Source organism: Sphingomonas sp. S2-65, from assembly GCF_021513175.1.
GTDB lineage: Bacteria > Pseudomonadota > Alphaproteobacteria > Sphingomonadales > Sphingomonadaceae > Sphingomonas.
Genome location: NZ_CP090953.1, coordinates 1,266,085 through 1,283,047, shown reverse-complemented (window position 1 = coordinate 1,283,047; position 16,963 = coordinate 1,266,085). Strand labels below are relative to the sequence as shown.

Below are 16,963 nucleotides of genomic sequence, written 5' to 3'. Positions count from 1 at the left end.
ATCAGCCCTTGCCCTCTAGATCGGTGTTCACGCCGTCGCCGCCGGGCTTGGCATCCTTGCCGAGCGAGCGGATCGTGAAGGTCATGCCGTCCGAGCTATAGGCATAGGGGCGTTCCCAGCCGTCGAGCGGCGGCGCGGAGAGATATCCGCCCTGCGCCCAATTGCCCGGCACCGGCGGCGCGCTGGGCTTTTCGACCAGCGCCTTCAGGCCCTGTTCGGTGGTGGGATAATCGCCATTGTCGAGGCGGTACATCTTCAGCGCGCCTTCGATGCTGGAGATGTTGCCCTTGGTGGTGGTCGCCTTCGCCTCGTCCGGGCGGCCGATCACGTTCATGGTGATCAGCCCCGCGACGACGGCGATGATGACCAGCACGATCAGCATCTCGATCAGGGTCAGGCCGGCTTCGCCTTGCGGCACGGCACGGCGCTTGCGCGACGGCTCCGGTGGTGCGATGTCACTAAACTGTTTCAATTCTATGCGCATCCCCGCCCCATGCGTCCTTCCCATGAAGCAAATGTGACAACAGCCGCTCGCCCCATCGGTGCACCCGACCAGACGAACGCCCCCGCCGCAGGGGTGTGGACGCTGGCGGGCGGCCGGCTGATCATAGCCGAGCCGGGAGGGCCCGCAACCGTGCTCGTGCCGACCGAGCAGGTTCGGCTGCTGGTCGTCGATCTGCCGCTCGCGTCGCGCGCCAAGCGGTTGGACGCATTACCCTTCGCGATCGAGGATCAGATCGCCGAGCCACTCGACTCGGTGCACCTGGTACTCGGCGCCGAGATCGCGCCCCGGCGCTATCTGGTCGGCGTCGTGCGGCACGAATTGATGACCGCATGGGTCGACATCGCCGAGGAAGCCGGGCTGGGGCATGCCGCGATCGTGCCCGACGCGCTGGCACTGCCCCGTCCGGGCGAAGGGCAATGGGCCGTCGACCTCGGTACCGAGCGCGCGGTGGTGCGCGCCGCCGACGGATCGGGATTCGCCTGTCCGACGCCGCTGCTGCGCGCCGCGTGGCAGGCGGCGGGTAGCCCCCCAGCGATCGCCTATGGCGCGCCGCTCCCCGACGACATGCTGCTCGCCGAGGGGGGGCTTGCCGCCCAGGGGCTGTCGGCGCGGCTGCTGAACCCGGCGCTGGACCTGCGTCAGGGGCCGTATGCGCGCAGGCGGGTGGCGCTTCCCAATATCTGGCGGCGGCTCGGATGGATCGCCGCGCTGGGCGCGGCGGCGCACATCGTCATCGCCACGGCCGACACGCTGATGCTGCAACACATTGCCGATCGCCGTGCGCAGGAGACGCGAACCGCGGCTGCGCTCGCCGCGCCGGGAGCCAATCTGGGCGGCGATCTCGCCGCCAGCGTGGCGGATCTGCTGCCGAGCGGACCGGCGGCGCGCCCGGACCTGTTTCTGCCGCTGTTGAGCCGGCTCTCGGGTGCGCTCGGGCCGCTCTCCGGCGGGCTCGCGGTGCGCGGCATCCGCTTTCAGGCGAATACGCTGACCATGGACATGGACGCGGGCGATGCCGGGCTGATCGGCCGCATCGACGCCGCGTTGCGGGCGGCGCGGATCAGCGGCCAGGTTACCCAGTCCCCCGACGGGTCGATCCGGATCACGGCAAGGACGGCATGAGGATCATCGTTACGAAGCTGCCTGCGCTAGACGCCGCGCTGATCCGCTTCGACGCGTGGTGGGCAGGGCTCAGCCACCGCGAGCGCGTGCTGCTGAGCATCCTGGCTGTGCTGCTCGGTGGGGTGGTGCTGATCTACGGAGTGGTGAAGCCGCTTCAGTCCGCCCGTGCCGAGGCGGTGGCGGACATCCGTACCTTTGAAACCCTGACCGCCCGCATCCGAGCGGCGGGAACGCTTTCCACCACCAAGCCGCAGCGCCGGCAGGGTACGCCGGCGCAGGTCGCCAGCGCTTCGGCGGCCGGATTCGGGTTTGCAGTCGCGCCGCAGACCGTTCCAGGCGGGCTTCGGGTTGCCTTGGCGGACGTCAGCTACGACTCGCTGCTGGGCTGGCTCGCGGACTTGAATGCGACCAGCGACCTGCGGGTCCGCGGCGTATCGGTCGAGCGGCGCCCGGTGGCGGGACGCGTGTCGGCAACGGTGGATTTCGGCGCGTGAGCACGCAGATTTTCATCGAGGACGCACCCGCGCCACTGGCGCTGCCCTACAGCTTCGCGCGCAAGCACGGCGTGCTGATCCGCGTCGGCGCGGGCGGCGTGGAATGCGTCCACCGCGCAAGCGCGAACCTGGACGGGCTGCTCGAAGTCCAGCGCGTCGCGCCGGGGGCAAGCTATCTCTCGGTAAGCGACGACCTGTTCGATACCGCGCTCAGCCAGGCCTATAGCCAGGGGGCGGGGGCCGCCGCCGATTTCGATCTGGGCGACATGGATCTGGCCGCGCTCGCCGACAGCGCGGCAGCGGTTGACGATCTGCTTGACACCCGCGACGACGCGCCCGTCATCCGGCTGATCAACGCGCTGCTGCTTGAGGCGGTCAAGGAAGGCGCGTCGGACGTCCATATCGAGACGCAGGAAAAGCGGCTGGTGGTCCGCTTCCGCGTCGACGGCGTGCTGCGCGACATGATCGAGCCGCCGCGCGCACTTGCGCCACTTTTAGTCAGCAGAATCAAGGTGATGGCAAAGCTCGACATCGCCGAACGCCGCGTGCCGCAGGATGGCCGCGTGACGCTCCGCATCGGCGGGCACGACGTCGATGCGCGCGTCTCCACCATCCCGACCCAGCATGGCGAACGCGTGGTGCTGCGCCTTCTGGAGAAGGGCTCGCTGCGGCTCGACCTAGGCGGCCTCGGCATGAGTGAGCGCGACCGCAATGTGTTCGGGCGTCTACTAGAACGTCCACATGGCATCCTGCTCGTCACCGGGCCGACCGGCTCGGGCAAGACCACGACGCTCTACACCGCGCTCACGCGGCTGAACGATCGCAAGCGTAACGTGATGACGGTCGAGGACCCGATCGAGTACGAACTCGCCGGCGTCGCCCAGACGCAGGTCAACCCGCGCACCGACATGACCTTCGCCCGTGGTCTCCGCGCGATCCTGCGCCAGGACCCGGATGTCATCATGGTCGGCGAGATCCGCGATCACGAAACCGCCCAGGTGGCGGTGCGCTCGGCCATGACCGGCCACTTCGTGCTTTCGACGCTGCACACCAACAGCGCGGTCGGGTCGGTCACCCGGCTGATCGACATGGGCGTCGAGCGCTACCTGCTGGCCCCCATGGTCGTCGGCCTGGCCGCGCAGCGGCTGGTGCGCAAGCTCTGCCCGACCTGCCGGCGCGAGGATGTCGCGAGCGAGGCGGACGCGGTGTTGCTCGGCGGGGCGATCGCCGCGGGCAGTCCGGTGTGGCGCGCCGAAGGCTGCGACCAGTGCCATGGCGACGGCTATCGCGGCCGCGCGGGCCTGTACGAAGTCATCGCGGTGGACGATCGCTTCCAAAAGCTGATCCACGACGGCGCCTCGGAAGCCGAGATCGAGGCTTATGCCAGGGCGGACAATCCCAGCCTGCTCGACGACGGCGTGGCCAAGGTGCGGGCCGGAATCACCACGGTCGACGAAGTCGCCCGCGTGGTTCGGGACGAGGCGTGAGTCACACCACTAGAATCTTCCCGCGGAGCGGAAGGGGGGCCAGCGAAGCTGCTGGAGGAGCATTCTCCACGGGGGATAGGGTTTTCGGCCACTACCCCTTCACCGCGTTCGGCAGTCTCCCTTTCCCTACGCGGGAAGATTTCTAATGCCCGCCTACGCCTATCGCGCCGCCGACCGCGCCGGCCGCAACAAGCGCGGGATCATCGAGGCGTCGTCGCCTGCCGCCGCCCGCGCCGCGCTGCGCGAGCAGGCCTTGTTGCCCCTCTCCGTGCAGGCAGCTGGCGATCGCAACGCGAAGCCCGGATCGATTCAGCTCCCGTCTTTTGGCCGCAACCGGGTGTCCCCCCGCGCCCTCGCGACCGTCACGCGCCAGATCGCGACGCTGGTCGGCTCCGACATTCCGGTCGAGGAAGCGCTGCGTCTGGTCGCCACTCAGTCCGAGCAGCCAGCGGTCAATTCGCTGATGGTCGACGTCCGCGGCGCGATTCTCGACGGACGCAGTTTCGCGGCGGCGTTGGCCCAGCACCCGAAGGCATTTCCCGAATTCTATCGCGCCTCGGTGGCGGCGGGCGAGGCATCGGGGCGCTTGCCCGATGTGCTCAATCACCTCGCCGAATTCGTCGAGAACCGCCAGTCGAACGGCCAGAAGCTGCAGCTCGCGCTCCTCTATCCTGCGCTGCTCGCGCTGGTGTCGGTCGGTATGATGGTGTTGCTGATGGTCTATGTCGTGCCCGACATCGTCAAGGTGTTCGTCTCGCGCGGCGCGGATCTGCCGCTGCTCACTCGCGCGCTGATCGCGATCAGCTGGTTCATCCAGCAATACGGCCTCTACTTCCTGCTGGCGCTCGCAATCGGCATCTTCGGTTTCCTCCGCTGGTCGAAGGTCCCGGCGAACAAGCTGCGCGTGCACCGCTTCTTTTCGGAGCGCCGCCCGTTCCGCCGCTTCAGCCGCCAGCTGAACGCCGCGCGCTTCGCCGGCAGCCTCGCGACCCTGGTCGGCAGCGCAGTGCCGCTGGTCGAGGCGCTGCACGCCGCCGCCGCCGTCACTCCCAACCACTGGGTACGCAACAAGGCGTTCGGAGTGGCGACGCGCGTGCGCGAGGGGATCAGCCTGCGCGCCGCTATGCAGGAGGCTCAGGTTTTTCCGACGATGCTTGTCGCGATCGTCGCTTCCGGAGAGTCGAGCGGTCGGCTTGCGCCTGCCTTAGGGCGCGCGTCCAACGAACTGGAACGTGAACTGGACGCGCTGGTGTCGACCCTCGTCGCGCTGGTCGAACCGCTGGTGCTGCTGGTGATGGGCGGGCTGGTGTTGATGATGGTGCTCGCGATCCTGCTACCGATTATCAATCTGAACAACCTTGTAGGTCTTTGAACCCGCGCCCTAAACTTTCTAAAGTTTCGCTTCGCTCCCTGGTGGAAGCCCTGACTACCCAATGCTCGGGCGATGGTTTAGCCGCGCGCCGAAATGGGTACAGGAGAAACACCGTTGCCGAAGATGTCCCTGCATCGGCTTGAAGAGTTTGCGGGCTTATGTGCGGGTGATGCGGACCTGCTGGAGAATTGGGCGAGCGAGCAGATCCGCTATCCGGCGGGCGCCAAGATCCGCAGCGAAGGCGATCCCGCGACCTGCGTCTACTTCCTCGCGGAAGGTTGGGTCGGCTCGTCCAAGGGGCTCATCGACAGCCGCCGCCAGTTCATGAAGATCCACTTGCCCGGCGACGTGCTCGGATCGCCGAGCATGAGCCTGAGTGCCGCCGGAGAGACGTTGGAAGCGTTCACCGAAGTATCGGTAGCGCCTGTGCCGCACCGGGTGCTCGGCCAGATGATCGAGCGCTCGCCTCGCTTCGCCGCCACCTTCCTGCTGAGCGTGCAGAAGGAACGTGTGGCGCTGATGCAGGAAAAGGCGATCCTCGGAAAAGCCTGCGCCCTGGAACGCATGGCGTGGTTCCTGCTCGATCTTCACGCCCGGCTGCGCGACGCCGGCATGGCGGATGAAGACGGGTTCGATTGCCCGCTCAAGCAGGAGCAGATCGCCGATTTGCTGGGGATGACCCCGGTGCATGCCAGCCGCACGTTGACCCGGCTCGATCGCGAAGGCGTGCTCGAGCGCAAGCGCGGCCGAGTGGTCTTCAAGGATCACGCCGCACTCAAGCGCCTGTCGCCTTGCGTGGTGCCCCCGTTCGTGCACGAACCAGACTGGCTGCCCCGCGCGCGGACGTGACTGAAGGCCGCTGGATTATAGCTCGCCTTGGACACGTATCCCCGGCGGCAGGCCGAGGAACGGCATCATCGCCGCGCCTTCAGGGGTAACCGACAGGTCCAGCGTACCGTTTTCCGACAGATTCGCCTCCACCAGTACCTGACGGCGCTGCGCCGCCGGAGTGATGCGCAGGGTCGTGCGGGTACCGATATGCTCGGCGGTCAGCAGTAGGGGGGGGAGGGGGGAGGAGGCCGCACTGCCGGCCTTCGCGCGGCAGCTGCCAGGATCGCTCGCGACCCTGCCCGCCATCATCTGGTCGCCGCCGCCGACGGCGATCCGATCCATGTCGACTTGCATGGCAAGGTCGCAGGTGAAGGGCAGGTTTGGCTGAAGCGCCTCCAGCAGGCGCCCGTCGGCCGAACCGCTCACTTTATCGAGCACAGTGCGTCCGCCCAGGTGCACCAGCATCCGTCCGCCAAGGTCCGTATTCGGGCCCGTCGCCTTCCAATCCGTCGCGAAGCCCAAAGACGTCAGCGAGCGCAGCGGGGCCATTTGCCATTCGAGCCTGGAGCCGCCTGCGACCCCGACTTCGCCGTTCCACACAGTGCCGGCAACTCCGGTGCGCCAGGGCCGGTTTTTCAGCAACACGCTGGCCGGCAGCGTCACCAGCATCGCGAGCGCATAGGCGGCTATCCCAAGCCCTGCGAAGACGATAATACGCCCGCGTGCCACACCCCCTATATCCGGAGTCGGCAATGGACCGACGGTCCCTGTTGAGGTCGCTGCAATCAGGCCTGGTCGCATCAGCGGCATCGGTCGTGCTTCCCTCGTACGCCCTTGCAGCGGCGAAAAAGGACAAACGGCCCATCGCCCTGCTGGTCCCGCTCACGGGTCCGCGAGCGCGGCTGGGCCTTAGCATGCGCCAAGCGGCGTTGCTCGCGGAAAACGGCAGTTATGTACAGAGCTTCGACACCGGCGGAACGGCGACCGGCGCGTCGTCTGCGGCAACCGACGCCCTTAAGCGAAGGCCTGCGCTGATTCTGGGCCCGCTTAGCGCGGAAGAAGTGCCCGCTGTGTCGAGCACGGTCGCGGGCCGCGTACCAATCATCGCCTTCAGCAACGACGCGGTGCTGCGCGCGCCAGGCACCTACATCTTTGGAATAACCGCCGGCCAAGTGACCAGCGCGGTCCTGCGCTATGCGCGATCCCGCGGCGTGCATTCGGTAGCCGTGATCGACGACGGCAGCCCGTGGAGCGCAGCCTCGGCTGTGGCCGCCGGGAAGCTCGAAGGCGAACTCGGCATGCGGGTGCGAGTGCTGGAAATCCGCGCCGGGCAGCCATTGCCTGCCCCTGGGGAGGCCCCCGACGCCGTGCTGCTGCCGGGGAGTGGAGAGGCGGTGCTCTCCGCCGCGCGCAACCTGAAGGACAGCGGCATCCAGTTGCTCGCCACGTTGCAAGGGCTCGATCATCGTCCCGAAGCGCTGGAGGCACTGCAGGATGCCTGGATCGCCAGCCCCGATCCTCAATCGTTCGGCACCTTTGCCAGTGCGTTCTCCGCTCGCAACGGCGGCGATCCCGGCACCATCGCCGCGCTTGCCTATGACGCGGCGGGCATCGCCAATGCCCTGCGGGCCGCAGGAACGCTCGGCGCGGCAGGCCTTCTCGACAGCAAGGGGTTTCGTTGCGTCACCGGGCCCGTGCGGTTCCGCACCGACGGATCGGTGGCGCGAGATTTCGCGATCCTGGTCGCCCGGCCACAAGGCTATGAGCCGGTCGCGGCCAGTTCCGGCGCCTGACGCGCGATGCACATGCCCGCAGAGCAAATGCCTGAAGAAGAGGCGGGCTTCACGTTGATCGAGTTGATGATTTCGCTGGGCTTGTTCGCGCTGATCGCAGTGGCCGGGCTGGCGCTGGTGGATGGGATCATCAAGGTGCAGGGCCGAACCGAAGGACGGCTCGACAGGCTGGCGGATCTTCAGCGTGCGATGTTCGTGGTGACCAGCGACATCGACCAGCTTGCCGCGGGGAACATCAGCGGCGGGGGCACCAGCCTTTCCTTCACTCGAGCGGCGCCCGGCATGGGTGGCCCGGCGATCCCGCTCCGCTATGCCGTGGCGGGAGGATCGCTGGTGCGCGGGCTCGGGCCGGTGCCGCAGCGGGTGCTGGGGGGCATCGCTGCGGCGCGATGGCGCTTTTGGGACGGCGCGTGGGTCGACCATTGGCCGATGAGCGAACAGGGCAAAACGCAGTGGCCCCGCGCCATTGCTCTGGAGATGCAGCTGGTAGGTCCGGGCGGCACGCCAGCGTCGGTGCGCCGAGTGATCGCATTGCCGGCTCGGGCGGCGGAGGCGCCGCAGCCATGATGCGGCGCGCCGACGAAGCCGGTCTGATCCTGGTCAATGTGCTGATGTTCGTAGCGATTGCCAGCGGACTGGTGCTGCTGATGATCAGCCGCGAGGAACTCGCGCTCGACCGGGGCCTGCGCACGCGGGAGGCGTCGCGGGCGTTGGCGGTGGTGCGCGGCGGCGAGTTGTCGGCGCTTGTCGCGCTGCGCAGGGATGCGCAGCTATCGCCCGAGGTCGACCATATCGGTGAGCCTTGGGCCAAGTTGTCCGAAGCCGGCGCTCCGATCGAAGGCGGGACCTTCGACCTGGCGATCGCCGATGCCGAAGGACGCTACAACATCAACGCGGTCCGGCGCGGTGACGCTCCCTCGTTGATCCTGTTCCAGACGATCGCAAAGGAAGTCGGGCTGACCGACGAGCAGATGGTGGCGGCGATCGCTTATGTTCGGCTGCGGGGGCCTGTGACGGATCTTCGCCCCTTGCGAATGGCCGGCGTCGATGCGAAAGTCGCGGAGCGGATGGAGCGGCTGGTTACCGCCCTGCCAGGCGAGACGTCGCTCAATCTCAACGCTGCGGACGCAGAGATGCTAGGCATCCTGTTCCGGGATCCGGTGGTGGCTTCTCGGCTGATCGCTGTGCGCCAGCGGCAAGGCTTCCTGACGCTCAAGGACCTGACCGACCAGAACGCGACGATGCCTTGGGGCGCGAGCTTTCGGTCAAACACCTTCTGGGTGCGGACGAGGGCGACGATCGGCGGCACCAGCCAACAAGGCGCGACGCTGATCCAGCGCCGTCGAACGCCGGAAGGAATGGTGGAAGTCGTTCCTGTGGAGCGGTGGCGTAACGCCGCGGTCCCACCGGGAGCGCCTCCGCTCCCCCTCCGCCGGGGCTGACCGACGGCGGCGGTGCTATTGCGCAGCGTTCTTAACTGTAGTTGCGACGGTATTGCAGCGGCTTATCTGGACGCTTGTAGCCGGTAGCCGATACCAAGTTCGTTGCCGATCAGCGTTCCCACTGGGGCCGGAGCCTCCAGTTTCTGGCGCAGGTTGCGGACTACGATCCTGAGATATTCGATTCGCGGATCATGCCCGCCCCACACACGGGAGAGGATGCGCTGGTGCGTGACCACGCGTCCTTGATGCTCGGCGAGCATGGCCAGCACCTCATATTCCTTGCGGGTCAAGTGAACCTCGATGCCGGCGCGGTGGACGAGATGTGCAGTCAAGTCGATGGTGAGATCGCCTATGCTGACGATGGTGCTGCCGTTCAGGTCGCGACGGCGTAGCGCGACACGTAGCCGAGCGAGCAACTCCTCACTGTCGAACGGCTTGGTGATGTAATCGTCGGCGCCGAGGTCGAGCGCGGCAACTTTGTCGTCGGTGCCTTCGCGGGCGGAGACGACTATCTGAGCGACGCCCAAGCGTGCGATCAATGGCACCAGTTCCAGCCCGTCGCGTCCTGGTAGCCCCAGGTCGAGCAGTACCGCGTCCGGTCGCCTGTTTTCCAGCGCTGCCATTGCAGTCCGTGCATCTGCCGCGTCGGCGACGTTATACCCCGCGCGCTCCAGAGTCTGCCGCAGTAGCTTGCGGATCGAGAGTTCGTCGTCGACGATCAGCACCAGCGACATCACACGTCCCCTTCACCGGCACCCTCGCGCACGATCGCCTTTTGCGGGAAGCTCAGCGTGAACATCGCACCATCGCCGGTCGGGCGGTTGGCGGCCTCAACGGTGATGTCCATCGCCTCGGCAAAGGCCTTGACGATCGCCAGCCCCAGTCCCGTGCCCCCGGTGGAACGATCCGACCCCGCGAAGCGGCGGAAAGTGTCGAAGACGGCGGCTTCCTGCCCCTGCGGCAATCCCGGGCCGTGATCGATGACCGACAGGCGCAGCGTGCCGTGCCGATGCTCGGCGGCGATGCGGATCTCAGTGCCGGGGTCCGCATAGCGGCCGGCATTGTCGAGCAGGTTGAGCAGGCAGTGATGGAGCAATTGCGGATCGCAGCGCACCAGCGGCAGATCGGGCGGAACATCAAGGCGAATGGGGTGTCCGGCAAGCGCGGCGCGAGCGTCGTGTGCTGCACCGGTGACCGCATCGCTCAAATCCACAGCGTCGATCCTGAGGCTGAGCGCGCCGGCTTCTATGCGCGCCATATCGAGGAGGTTCGCGACGAACCGGTCGAGCCGCGCCGTTTCCTGCTCGATCGTGGCGATCAGGTCGGGGGTGCTGCCGTGGCGAAGCTCGGCGGCGGCAGCTTTCACAGCGGTGAGTGGCGTTCGAAGGTCGTGGCTCACCGAAGAGAGCAGCGCCCCGCGGAGCTTGTCGCGGGTGCGCACGGTCTCGACGTCGCGCATCTCGTCTTCAAGCCGCAGCCGTTCGAGCACCAGCGTGCCCTGGTCGATCAGGCTCATCAGCAACGGTAGCTGGTCGGCCCGCACCGCGTCGCCGCTACCTTCGCGCGTCAGGCCGAGCACCGCCAGCACCTGGTTGCCATAGGTCATCGGATAGAATGCCCAGTCCGACGCAGTCAACGTCGCCGATCCGCGTCCGGTGGTGGTGCCATGATCGTAGGCCCATTGCGCCGCCGCCATCTCCAGCGCGCCCAATTGGTGGGTATCGTCGTTCGCCGCCTGGATGGTCAGGCTGGGCATTGGGCCCTGGGACAGCAGGATGGTTTGCGCGTCCAAGATACGGGCGATCTCTGCGCAGATGGCGCGTTTAACCGCAGACACGTCGTTCATCTCGGCAAGCTGACGTAGGAATCCAGTAAGCGCCGCGTTAGTGCGCGCGCTCGCGCCGGCCAGATCCGCCTGGGCGCGCACGCGCGAGTTCAGGTGGCTGGTGGCGAAAGCGATCCCGAGCAGCACCAGGATGGAAATTACATTTTCTGGATTGGTGATGGTGAAGGTGCCGGTGGGGGGCAGGAAGAAGAAGTTGTAAGCGAGGCTGGAGACGATGCCGGCGAACAGGCCGGTACGCAGCCCGTACAGGCTGGCTGCCGCCATTACCGGCAGCAGGTAGAGCAACGCGACATTGCCCAGGTCTAGGACATGAGAAAGCGCGCTCGCCAGTCCGGTCACTAGGGCTACGGTGCCGGCGGCGATGGCATAGCCAAGCGGCGAGCCCCAAGCGGCGCGCTTGCGCCGTCTTCCGGGGAGCGGATCAGGAACAGCCCCGGCGATGGGTAGCACATGGACAGTGACGTCCGCCGTTTCGCGCACCAGCCGGTCCACGACCGATCCATGACGAAATTCGAACCACCGCGACCGCTGCGACTTGCCGACCACCAGCTGGGTTGAACGGGCGTCGGCGAGAAAGGCCTTGATCCCCTCGACGACGTTCGCCGCCGGGACGGTGGCCACCGCCGCGCCTAGCTGAGTCGCCAGGGTCATCGTTGCGGCGATCCGCCGATGTTGAGCGTCGTTGAACGCAGCGACACGCGGCGTTTCGATGAACAGCGCCGTCCAGGGGCCGCGCAGGGCGTCGGCAACGCGTTTGGCGGCGCGGACGAGCCCGTCGGCGCCCGGCAGTTCGTTGATCGCCACGACGATCCGCTCTCCGCCCGCCCAGGTCCCGCCGACGCCTAGGGCGCGGACATGCTCGAGCATCTGCGCATCCACCGCCTGCGCTGCGCGGGTGAGGGCGAGTTCGCGTAACGCGGACAAGTTCGATTTCGAAAAGAAGTGGGCGAGCGCGCGTGTCGCTTCCTCAGGTAGGTAGACCTTGCCGGCTTTCAGCCGCTCGATCAGCTCGTCGGGCGGGATGTCGACTACTTCGATCTCGGCGGCCTCCAGCACGCTGTCCGGCACCGTTTCACGCACGCGCACGCGGGTGAAGCTGGCGACGATGTCGTTGAGGCTTTCGACATGCTGGATGTTGATCGTCGAGTAGACGTCGATGCCGGCGGCAAGCAATTCTTCGACGTCCTGATAGCGCTTGGGATGGCGACTGCCCGGCGTGTTGGTGTGCGCGAGTTCGTCGACCAGGACGAGACGCGGGCGGCGCGCGAGTATGGCGTCCAGGTCCATCTCGTGCAGCACGCGGCCTTCATAGGACTCGGTGCGTCGGGCGATGATCTCGTGCCCTCGGGTAAGCGCCTCGGTCTCGGCGCGGCCATGCGTCTCGACCACGCCGATCACGACGTCGACGCCTTCGCGCCGGCGGGCAGCGCCCTCGGAAAGCATTTCGAAGGTCTTGCCGACGCCAGGCGCGGCGCCGAGGAATATCTTTAAACGCCCACGGCCCTCCTGCACCGCCTGGCGCAGAAGGGCCTCGGGATTGGGTCTGCCGTCGTTCATCGGCCTCGGCTGGCGGAGTCGAGCGCGCGGTTGAGTGCGAACACGTTGACGTGCGGCTCACCCAGGAGCGGACGTTCGGTGTTGCGTTCGATCAGCGCGCGGAGCTGGTCGGGCGCGATGCCACGGGTACGGGCAACGCGGGCGACCTGCGCCTGTGCCGATGCGGGGGAAAGATCGGGATCGAGGCCCGACCCGCTCGCCGTGACCAGGTCGGCGGGCAGGGGGCTGGTCACGCCTTCCGCACGGCGCTTGGCGATGTCTGGCTGCACACGGTCGACCAGCGCTTGCGACGCCGGGCCGAAGTTGGAGCCTGAGGAAGCGAGGCCATCATAGCCCTTGCCTGCCGCGGATGGGCGCGTCTGGAAATAGCGGTCGGAAGTGAAGGACTGGCCGATCACGCTGGAACCGACCACCCGGCCTGACGCGTCGCGCACGAGGCTGCCATTTGCCTGGGAAGGGAAGATCGCCTGTCCGATGCCGGTCATCGCCAGCGGATATATCAGGCCGAGCAGGATTGCGAACAGGATCGTCAGAACGAACGCCGGACGCAGCGAGGAAGTGAAATCGTTGCCCATGATGGTTCCTTTGTGGCCCCTCCCGCGAGAGAGGGGCCGGAGGTTAGGCGAGACCCAGGCCGTTGACGGCCAAGTCGATGAGTTTGATGCCGATGAACGGCGCGACCAGTCCGCCCAAGCCGTAGATGGCCAGGTTACGGGCAAGCAGCGGCCCCGCGCCCATTGGCTTGTACGTCACGCCCTTGAGCGCCAGCGGCACAAGCAGCGGGATGATCAGCGCGTTGAAGATGATGGCCGACAGGATCGCGCTTTCGGGCGTTCCCAGACCCATCACGTTGAGCACGCCCAGTCCTGGATACAGCGCCACGAACATGGCGGGGATGATGGCGAAATACTTTGCCACGTCGTTGGCGACCGAGAAGGTCGTCAGCGCCCCGCGAGTCATCAGCAACTGCTTGCCCAGACCGACGACCTCGATCAGCTTGGTCGGATCGCTATCTAGATCGACCATGTTGCCGGCTTCGCGCGCAGCCTGGGTTCCGGTGTTCATCGCCACGCCGACATCGGCCTGCGCGAGCGCGGGCGCATCGTTGGTGCCGTCGCCGCACATCGCCACGAGCTTGCCGCCCTGCTGTTCCTTGCGGATCAGCGCCAGCTTGTCCTCGGGCGTCGCCTGAGCAAGGAAGTCGTCGACACCTGCCTCAGCCGCGATCGCAGCGGCGGTGAGTGGGTTGTCGCCGGTGATCATCACCGTGCGGATGCCCATCTCGCGCAGTTCGCCAAACCGTTCGCGAATGCCGGCCTTGACCACGTCCTTGAGGAAGATCGCGCCGAGCAGCTTGCCGTCCTGCGCCACCGCCAGCGGCGTGCCGCCGGCGCGGGCGATCTCGTCGGTGATGCGGCGCAGCTCGGTGGCGGCGGCGGTTTCGCCGAGACCGGGATTGGCCCGAAGGATCGAGTCGACCGCACCCTTCTGGATGGTGCTGCCGCCCGTCGTCACGCCCGAGATGCGGGTTTGGGCAGTGAAGGGGATCACCTCCGCGCCCGCGGGCAGGGCTGTTGCCGTTACCCCGAACCTTTCACGCGCCAGCACCACGATCGAGCGGCCCTCGGGCGTCTCGTCAGCCAGGCTGGCGAGCAATGCGGCTTCGGCAAGCTGGGTGTCCGAAGTGCCGGAGACGGTGCGGAACTCGCTCGCCTGACGGTCGCCGATGGTGATGGTGCCGGTCTTGTCGAGCAGCAGCACGTCGATGTCGCCAGCGGCCTCCACCGCACGACCGGACTTGGCGAGCACGTTGAAGCGTACCAGCCGGTCCATGCCGGCAATGCCAATCGCCGAGAGCAGAGCCGCGATGGTCGTGGGGATCAGCGTGATAAGCAACGCGGCGAGGATTGCCACCGGGATGCTGCCGCCGGCGAAGCTGGCGAAAGCAGGAATGGTGGCGACGGCGATCAGGAAGATGATCGTCAGCCCGACGAGCAGCAGGGTGAGTGCGATCTCGTTGGGGGTCTTCTGACGCTCGGCGCCTTCCACGAGCGCGATCATGCGGTCGAGAAAGCCCTGGCCGGGATCGGCGGTTACACGCACCTTGATCGCGTCGGAGATCACGCGGGTACCTGCGGTCACCGCCGAGCGGTCACCGCCTGCTTCGCGGATCACCGGAGCGGATTCTCCGGTGATGGCGGCTTCGTTGACTGAGGCGACGCCCTCGATCACTTCGCCATCTGCCGGGATCAGGTCTCCGGTCTCGACCAGCACCACGTCCCCGGCGCGAAGCTGGCTGGCGGCGACGTTCTGAGTGCGACCGTCAACGAGTTTCTTGGCAGTGAGTTCGGCCTTTGTGGCACGCAGGCTTGCCGCCTGGGCCTTGCCGCGGCCCTCCGCCAGTGCCTCAGCAAAGGTTCCGAACAGCACAGTAAGCCAAAGCCAGACGACGAGCTGGACCTTGAAGCCGAGCGAAAGCCCGTCGCCGCCGACATTGATGAGGACCGTGAGCAGCAGCGCCACGCACGCGGTGACGAACATCACCGGATTGCGGACGAGCTCGTTCGGATTGAGTTTCTTGAAGGCATCCTTGATCGCCGGAACGATCAAGTCTGCCGTGAACAGCGATTTTGTCGCGGTGCGAGCCATGGTGGCGCTCCCGTCAGAACAGTTGGCCGCGGATCATCGCGAGATGATCGGCGATGGGACCGAGTGCGAGGCTCGGCAGGAAGGTCAGGCCACCCAGGATCAGGATGATGCCGACGAGCAGACCGATCCACAGTCCTCCGGTGGTGGGGAATGACCCCGCGCTGGCCGGCGTGTACTTCTTCGCCGCGAGGCTACCGGCGATCGCCAGCATCGGCACGATGATGAAGAAGCGGCCCAGCCACATCGCAACGCCGAGCAGACCATTGTACCAGGGGGTGTTCGCGGTCAGGCCGGCAAAGGCCGAACCGTTGTTGGCGACGCCGCTGGTAAAGGCATAAAGGATCTCGCTGAAGCCGTGCGGTCCCTTGTTGAGCGGACCTGCCAAGCCTTGGCCGGTTACCGCCGACAGTGCGGTGAAGCCGAGGATGACGAGTGGCAGGATGGCAATGGCGAGCACCGCCAGCTTCACTTCGCGGCTTTCGATCTTCTTGCCGACATATTCCGGCGTGCGCCCGACCATCAGCCCGGCGACGAAGACCGCCAGGATCGCGAACAGCAGGAAGCCGTAAATGCCTGCCCCGACGCCGCCGATCACGACTTCGCCCAATTGCATGTTGAACAACGGGATCATGCCGCCCAGCGCGGTGAAGCTGTCGTGCATCGCGTTGACCGCGCCGCACGAGGCCGCGGTGGTGACGACCGAGAAGAGCGCGGTGGCGGCGATGCCGAAGCGGACTTCCTTGCCCTCCATGTTGCCGCCGGCGATGCCCAGATTGTGCAATACCGGGTTGCCCGCGGCTTCCTGCCAGTAAGTCACGCCGGTACCAGCGAGGAACAGGATCATCATTGCGGCCAGGATCGCCCAGCCCTGGCGCGTGTTGCCGACGGCCTTGCCGAAGCACCAGGTGAGGCCCACGCCGATCAGGAAGATCGACAGCATCTGGATGAAGTTGGTGAGTGCGCCCGGGTTCTCGAACGGGTGCGCGGAATTGGCGTTGAAGAAGCCGCCACCATTGGTGCCGAGCATCTTGATCGCCTCCTGGCTGGCGACGGGGCCAAGCAGGATCGATTGCTGGGCGCCTTCCAGCGTGTTGACGCTGACCGCGCCGCCCATCGTCTGCGGAACGCCGCTGGCGATGTAGAAGACGGTCAGGATTACGCAGAGCGGCAGCAGCAGGTATAGCGTGACGCGCGTGCAGTCGGCCCAGAAATTGCCGATCGTCGCCGCGCTGCGCCGAGCGAAACCGCGGAACAGCGCGAACGCCAGCGCAATACCGGTCGCGGCGCTCAGAAAGTTGTGGATGGTGAGGCCGAGCATCTGGCTGAGGTTCGACATGGTCGACTCGCCGGCATAGCTCTGCCAGTTGGTGTTGGCGCCGAAGCTGATGGTAGTGTTGAACGCCAGGTGCTCGCCGACGCCGGGGAGTCCTTGCGGGTTGCCGGGCAGCACGCCTTGGAGGCGCAGCACGGCGTAGGTGAACAGCATCAGCACGGCGTTGAAGATCAGCATGTGCACTGCGTAGCGGCGCCAGCTTTGCTCAGCGTCGGGATCGATGCCGGCCAGCTTGTAGAAGCCGCGCTCGACGGGGCCGAGCACCACGTGCAGTGGCGTGCGGCGGCCTTCGTACAGCGCGAACAACCAGGCGCCCACCGGTTTGGTGAGCGCCAGGAGGACGCCGACAAAGGCGAGGATCAGGATCCAGCCCTGGAGTGTCATGGTTCCGCTCCCTTCAGAAGCGTTCGGGGCGGATGAGCACCGCCACCAGGTATAGGAGAAGGCCTAGCGCCGTGATGGCGGCCAGCCAGAGGTCGAGCGTCATGGGTGCCGCCTCCTCACGCTTTGTCGCACAGGCGGACATAGGCCA

16 protein-coding genes are annotated in these 16,963 nt (G+C 66.7%); 8 read left to right on the top strand and 8 right to left on the bottom strand.

Features of this window, described 5'->3' with window-relative positions:
• Position 1: 1 nt before the first annotated feature.
• The gene (gene gspG / locus LZ586_RS05995; RefSeq protein ID WP_235078752.1) at positions 2-472 is read right to left on the bottom strand and encodes a type II secretion system major pseudopilin GspG; all 471 of its coding nucleotides are present in this window, start codon (positions 470-472) and stop codon (positions 2-4) included.
• A 45-nt stretch (positions 473-517) separates the two neighbouring features.
• On the opposite strand from gspG, the gene gspL reads away from it, so the two are divergent.
• From gspL to LZ586_RS05970, 5 genes are all read left to right on the top strand, one after another.
• Positions 518-1,627 (top strand): type II secretion system protein GspL, encoded by a 1,110-nt coding sequence (gene gspL, locus LZ586_RS05990; protein WP_235078751.1) that lies wholly within the window; start codon positions 518-520, stop codon positions 1,625-1,627.
• Positions 1,624-2,121 (top strand): type II secretion system protein M, encoded by a 498-nt coding sequence (locus tag LZ586_RS05985; RefSeq protein WP_235078750.1) that lies wholly within the window; start codon positions 1,624-1,626, stop codon positions 2,119-2,121. Before gspL ends, LZ586_RS05985 begins: the two co-directional genes overlap by 4 nt.
• Complete coding sequence (gspE, locus tag LZ586_RS05980) at positions 2,118-3,608, top strand: type II secretion system ATPase GspE (RefSeq protein WP_235078749.1); 1,491 nt, start codon at positions 2,118-2,120, stop codon at positions 3,606-3,608. The genes LZ586_RS05985 and gspE overlap by 4 nt, the downstream gene beginning before the upstream one ends.
• Positions 3,609-3,753: 145 nt before the next feature.
• Positions 3,754-4,980: a type II secretion system inner membrane protein GspF gene (gene gspF / locus LZ586_RS05975; RefSeq protein ID WP_235078748.1), complete on the top strand. Its 1,227-nt coding sequence runs from the start codon at positions 3,754-3,756 to the stop codon at positions 4,978-4,980.
• A 123-nt stretch (positions 4,981-5,103) separates the two neighbouring features.
• Positions 5,104-5,829, top strand: a complete 726-nt coding sequence (locus LZ586_RS05970) for a Crp/Fnr family transcriptional regulator (RefSeq protein ID WP_235079743.1) — start codon at positions 5,104-5,106, stop codon at positions 5,827-5,829.
• Positions 5,830-5,844: 15 nt separating this feature from the next.
• On the opposite strand, the gene LZ586_RS05965 is transcribed toward LZ586_RS05970, so the two are convergent.
• Positions 5,845-6,480 carry a hypothetical protein gene (locus LZ586_RS05965; protein WP_235078747.1) on the bottom strand — a complete coding sequence of 212 codons (636 nt, stop codon included), beginning with the start codon at positions 6,478-6,480 and terminating at the stop codon, positions 5,845-5,847.
• 83 nt (positions 6,481-6,563) lie between these two features.
• On the opposite strand from LZ586_RS05965, the gene LZ586_RS05960 reads away from it, so the two are divergent.
• The 3 genes from LZ586_RS05960 to LZ586_RS05950 are packed head-to-tail and all read left to right on the top strand — an operon-like array spanning position 6,564 to position 9,046.
• Positions 6,564-7,604: a penicillin-binding protein activator gene (locus LZ586_RS05960; RefSeq protein WP_261346037.1), complete on the top strand. Its 1,041-nt coding sequence runs from the start codon at positions 6,564-6,566 to the stop codon at positions 7,602-7,604.
• 12 nt (positions 7,605-7,616) lie between these two features.
• On the top strand, positions 7,617-8,171 hold the full coding sequence (locus tag LZ586_RS05955; protein WP_235078745.1) for a type II secretion system protein J: 555 nt from the start codon (positions 7,617-7,619) through the stop codon (positions 8,169-8,171).
• Entirely contained in the window at positions 8,168-9,046 is an 879-nt protein-coding gene (locus LZ586_RS05950) for a general secretion pathway protein GspK (RefSeq protein ID WP_235078744.1), read from the top strand. The genes LZ586_RS05955 and LZ586_RS05950 overlap by 4 nt, the downstream gene beginning before the upstream one ends.
• Positions 9,047-9,108: 62 nt before the next feature.
• Here the strand turns inward: LZ586_RS05950 and LZ586_RS05945 are convergent, their stop codons facing one another.
• From LZ586_RS05945 to kdpF, 6 genes are read right to left on the bottom strand one after another with little or no spacing between them, the layout of a single operon-like run.
• Entirely contained in the window at positions 9,109-9,780 is a 672-nt protein-coding gene (locus LZ586_RS05945; RefSeq protein ID WP_235078743.1) for a response regulator transcription factor, read from the bottom strand.
• Positions 9,780-12,449, bottom strand: a complete 2,670-nt coding sequence (locus tag LZ586_RS05940; protein WP_235078742.1) for a sensor histidine kinase — start codon at positions 12,447-12,449, stop codon at positions 9,780-9,782. The genes LZ586_RS05945 and LZ586_RS05940 overlap by 1 nt, the downstream gene beginning before the upstream one ends.
• Positions 12,446-13,024: a potassium-transporting ATPase subunit KdpC gene (gene kdpC, locus LZ586_RS05935; protein WP_235078741.1), complete on the bottom strand. Its 579-nt coding sequence runs from the start codon at positions 13,022-13,024 to the stop codon at positions 12,446-12,448. The genes LZ586_RS05940 and kdpC overlap by 4 nt, the downstream gene beginning before the upstream one ends.
• 43 nt (positions 13,025-13,067) lie before the next feature.
• Complete coding sequence (gene kdpB / locus LZ586_RS05930) at positions 13,068-15,098, bottom strand: potassium-transporting ATPase subunit KdpB (RefSeq protein WP_235078740.1); 2,031 nt, start codon at positions 15,096-15,098, stop codon at positions 13,068-13,070.
• A 13-nt stretch (positions 15,099-15,111) separates the two neighbouring features.
• The gene (kdpA, locus tag LZ586_RS05925) at positions 15,112-16,815 is read right to left on the bottom strand and encodes a potassium-transporting ATPase subunit KdpA (RefSeq protein WP_235078739.1); all 1,704 of its coding nucleotides are present in this window, start codon (positions 16,813-16,815) and stop codon (positions 15,112-15,114) included.
• Between the two features lie 13 nt (positions 16,816-16,828).
• A complete protein-coding gene (gene kdpF, locus LZ586_RS05920) occupies positions 16,829-16,918 on the bottom strand; it encodes a K(+)-transporting ATPase subunit F (RefSeq protein ID WP_039095929.1) in 90 nt (29 codons plus the stop codon).
• Positions 16,919-16,963 lie beyond the last annotated feature (45 nt).

Excerpts from the sequence above, each read along its gene's own strand:
- LZ586_RS05970 (WP_235079743.1), top strand. The coding sequence starts at position 5,104 with ATGTCCCTGCATCGGCTTGAAGAGTTTGCGGGCTTATGTGCGGGTGAT.
- kdpC (WP_235078741.1), bottom strand. The coding sequence starts at position 13,024 with ATGGGCAACGATTTCACTTCCTCGCTGCGTCCGGCGTTCGTTCTGACG.
- gspF (WP_235078748.1), top strand. The coding sequence starts at position 3,754 with ATGCCCGCCTACGCCTATCGCGCCGCCGACCGCGCCGGCCGCAACAAG.
- LZ586_RS05960 (WP_261346037.1), top strand. The coding sequence starts at position 6,564 with ATGGACCGACGGTCCCTGTTGAGGTCGCTGCAATCAGGCCTGGTCGCA.
- LZ586_RS05950 (WP_235078744.1), top strand. The coding sequence starts at position 8,168 with ATGATGCGGCGCGCCGACGAAGCCGGTCTGATCCTGGTCAATGTGCTG.
- LZ586_RS05940 (WP_235078742.1), bottom strand. The coding sequence starts at position 12,449 with ATGAACGACGGCAGACCCAATCCCGAGGCCCTTCTGCGCCAGGCGGTG.
- kdpB (WP_235078740.1), bottom strand. The coding sequence starts at position 15,098 with ATGGCTCGCACCGCGACAAAATCGCTGTTCACGGCAGACTTGATCGTT.
- LZ586_RS05945 (WP_235078743.1), bottom strand. The coding sequence starts at position 9,780 with ATGTCGCTGGTGCTGATCGTCGACGACGAACTCTCGATCCGCAAGCTA.
- LZ586_RS05955 (WP_235078745.1), top strand. The coding sequence starts at position 7,617 with ATGCCCGCAGAGCAAATGCCTGAAGAAGAGGCGGGCTTCACGTTGATC.
- kdpA (WP_235078739.1), bottom strand. The coding sequence starts at position 16,815 with ATGACACTCCAGGGCTGGATCCTGATCCTCGCCTTTGTCGGCGTCCTC.
- LZ586_RS05985 (WP_235078750.1), top strand. The coding sequence starts at position 1,624 with ATGAGGATCATCGTTACGAAGCTGCCTGCGCTAGACGCCGCGCTGATC.
- LZ586_RS05965 (WP_235078747.1), bottom strand. The coding sequence starts at position 6,480 with ATGCTGGTGACGCTGCCGGCCAGCGTGTTGCTGAAAAACCGGCCCTGG.
- kdpF (WP_039095929.1), bottom strand. The coding sequence starts at position 16,918 with ATGACGCTCGACCTCTGGCTGGCCGCCATCACGGCGCTAGGCCTTCTC.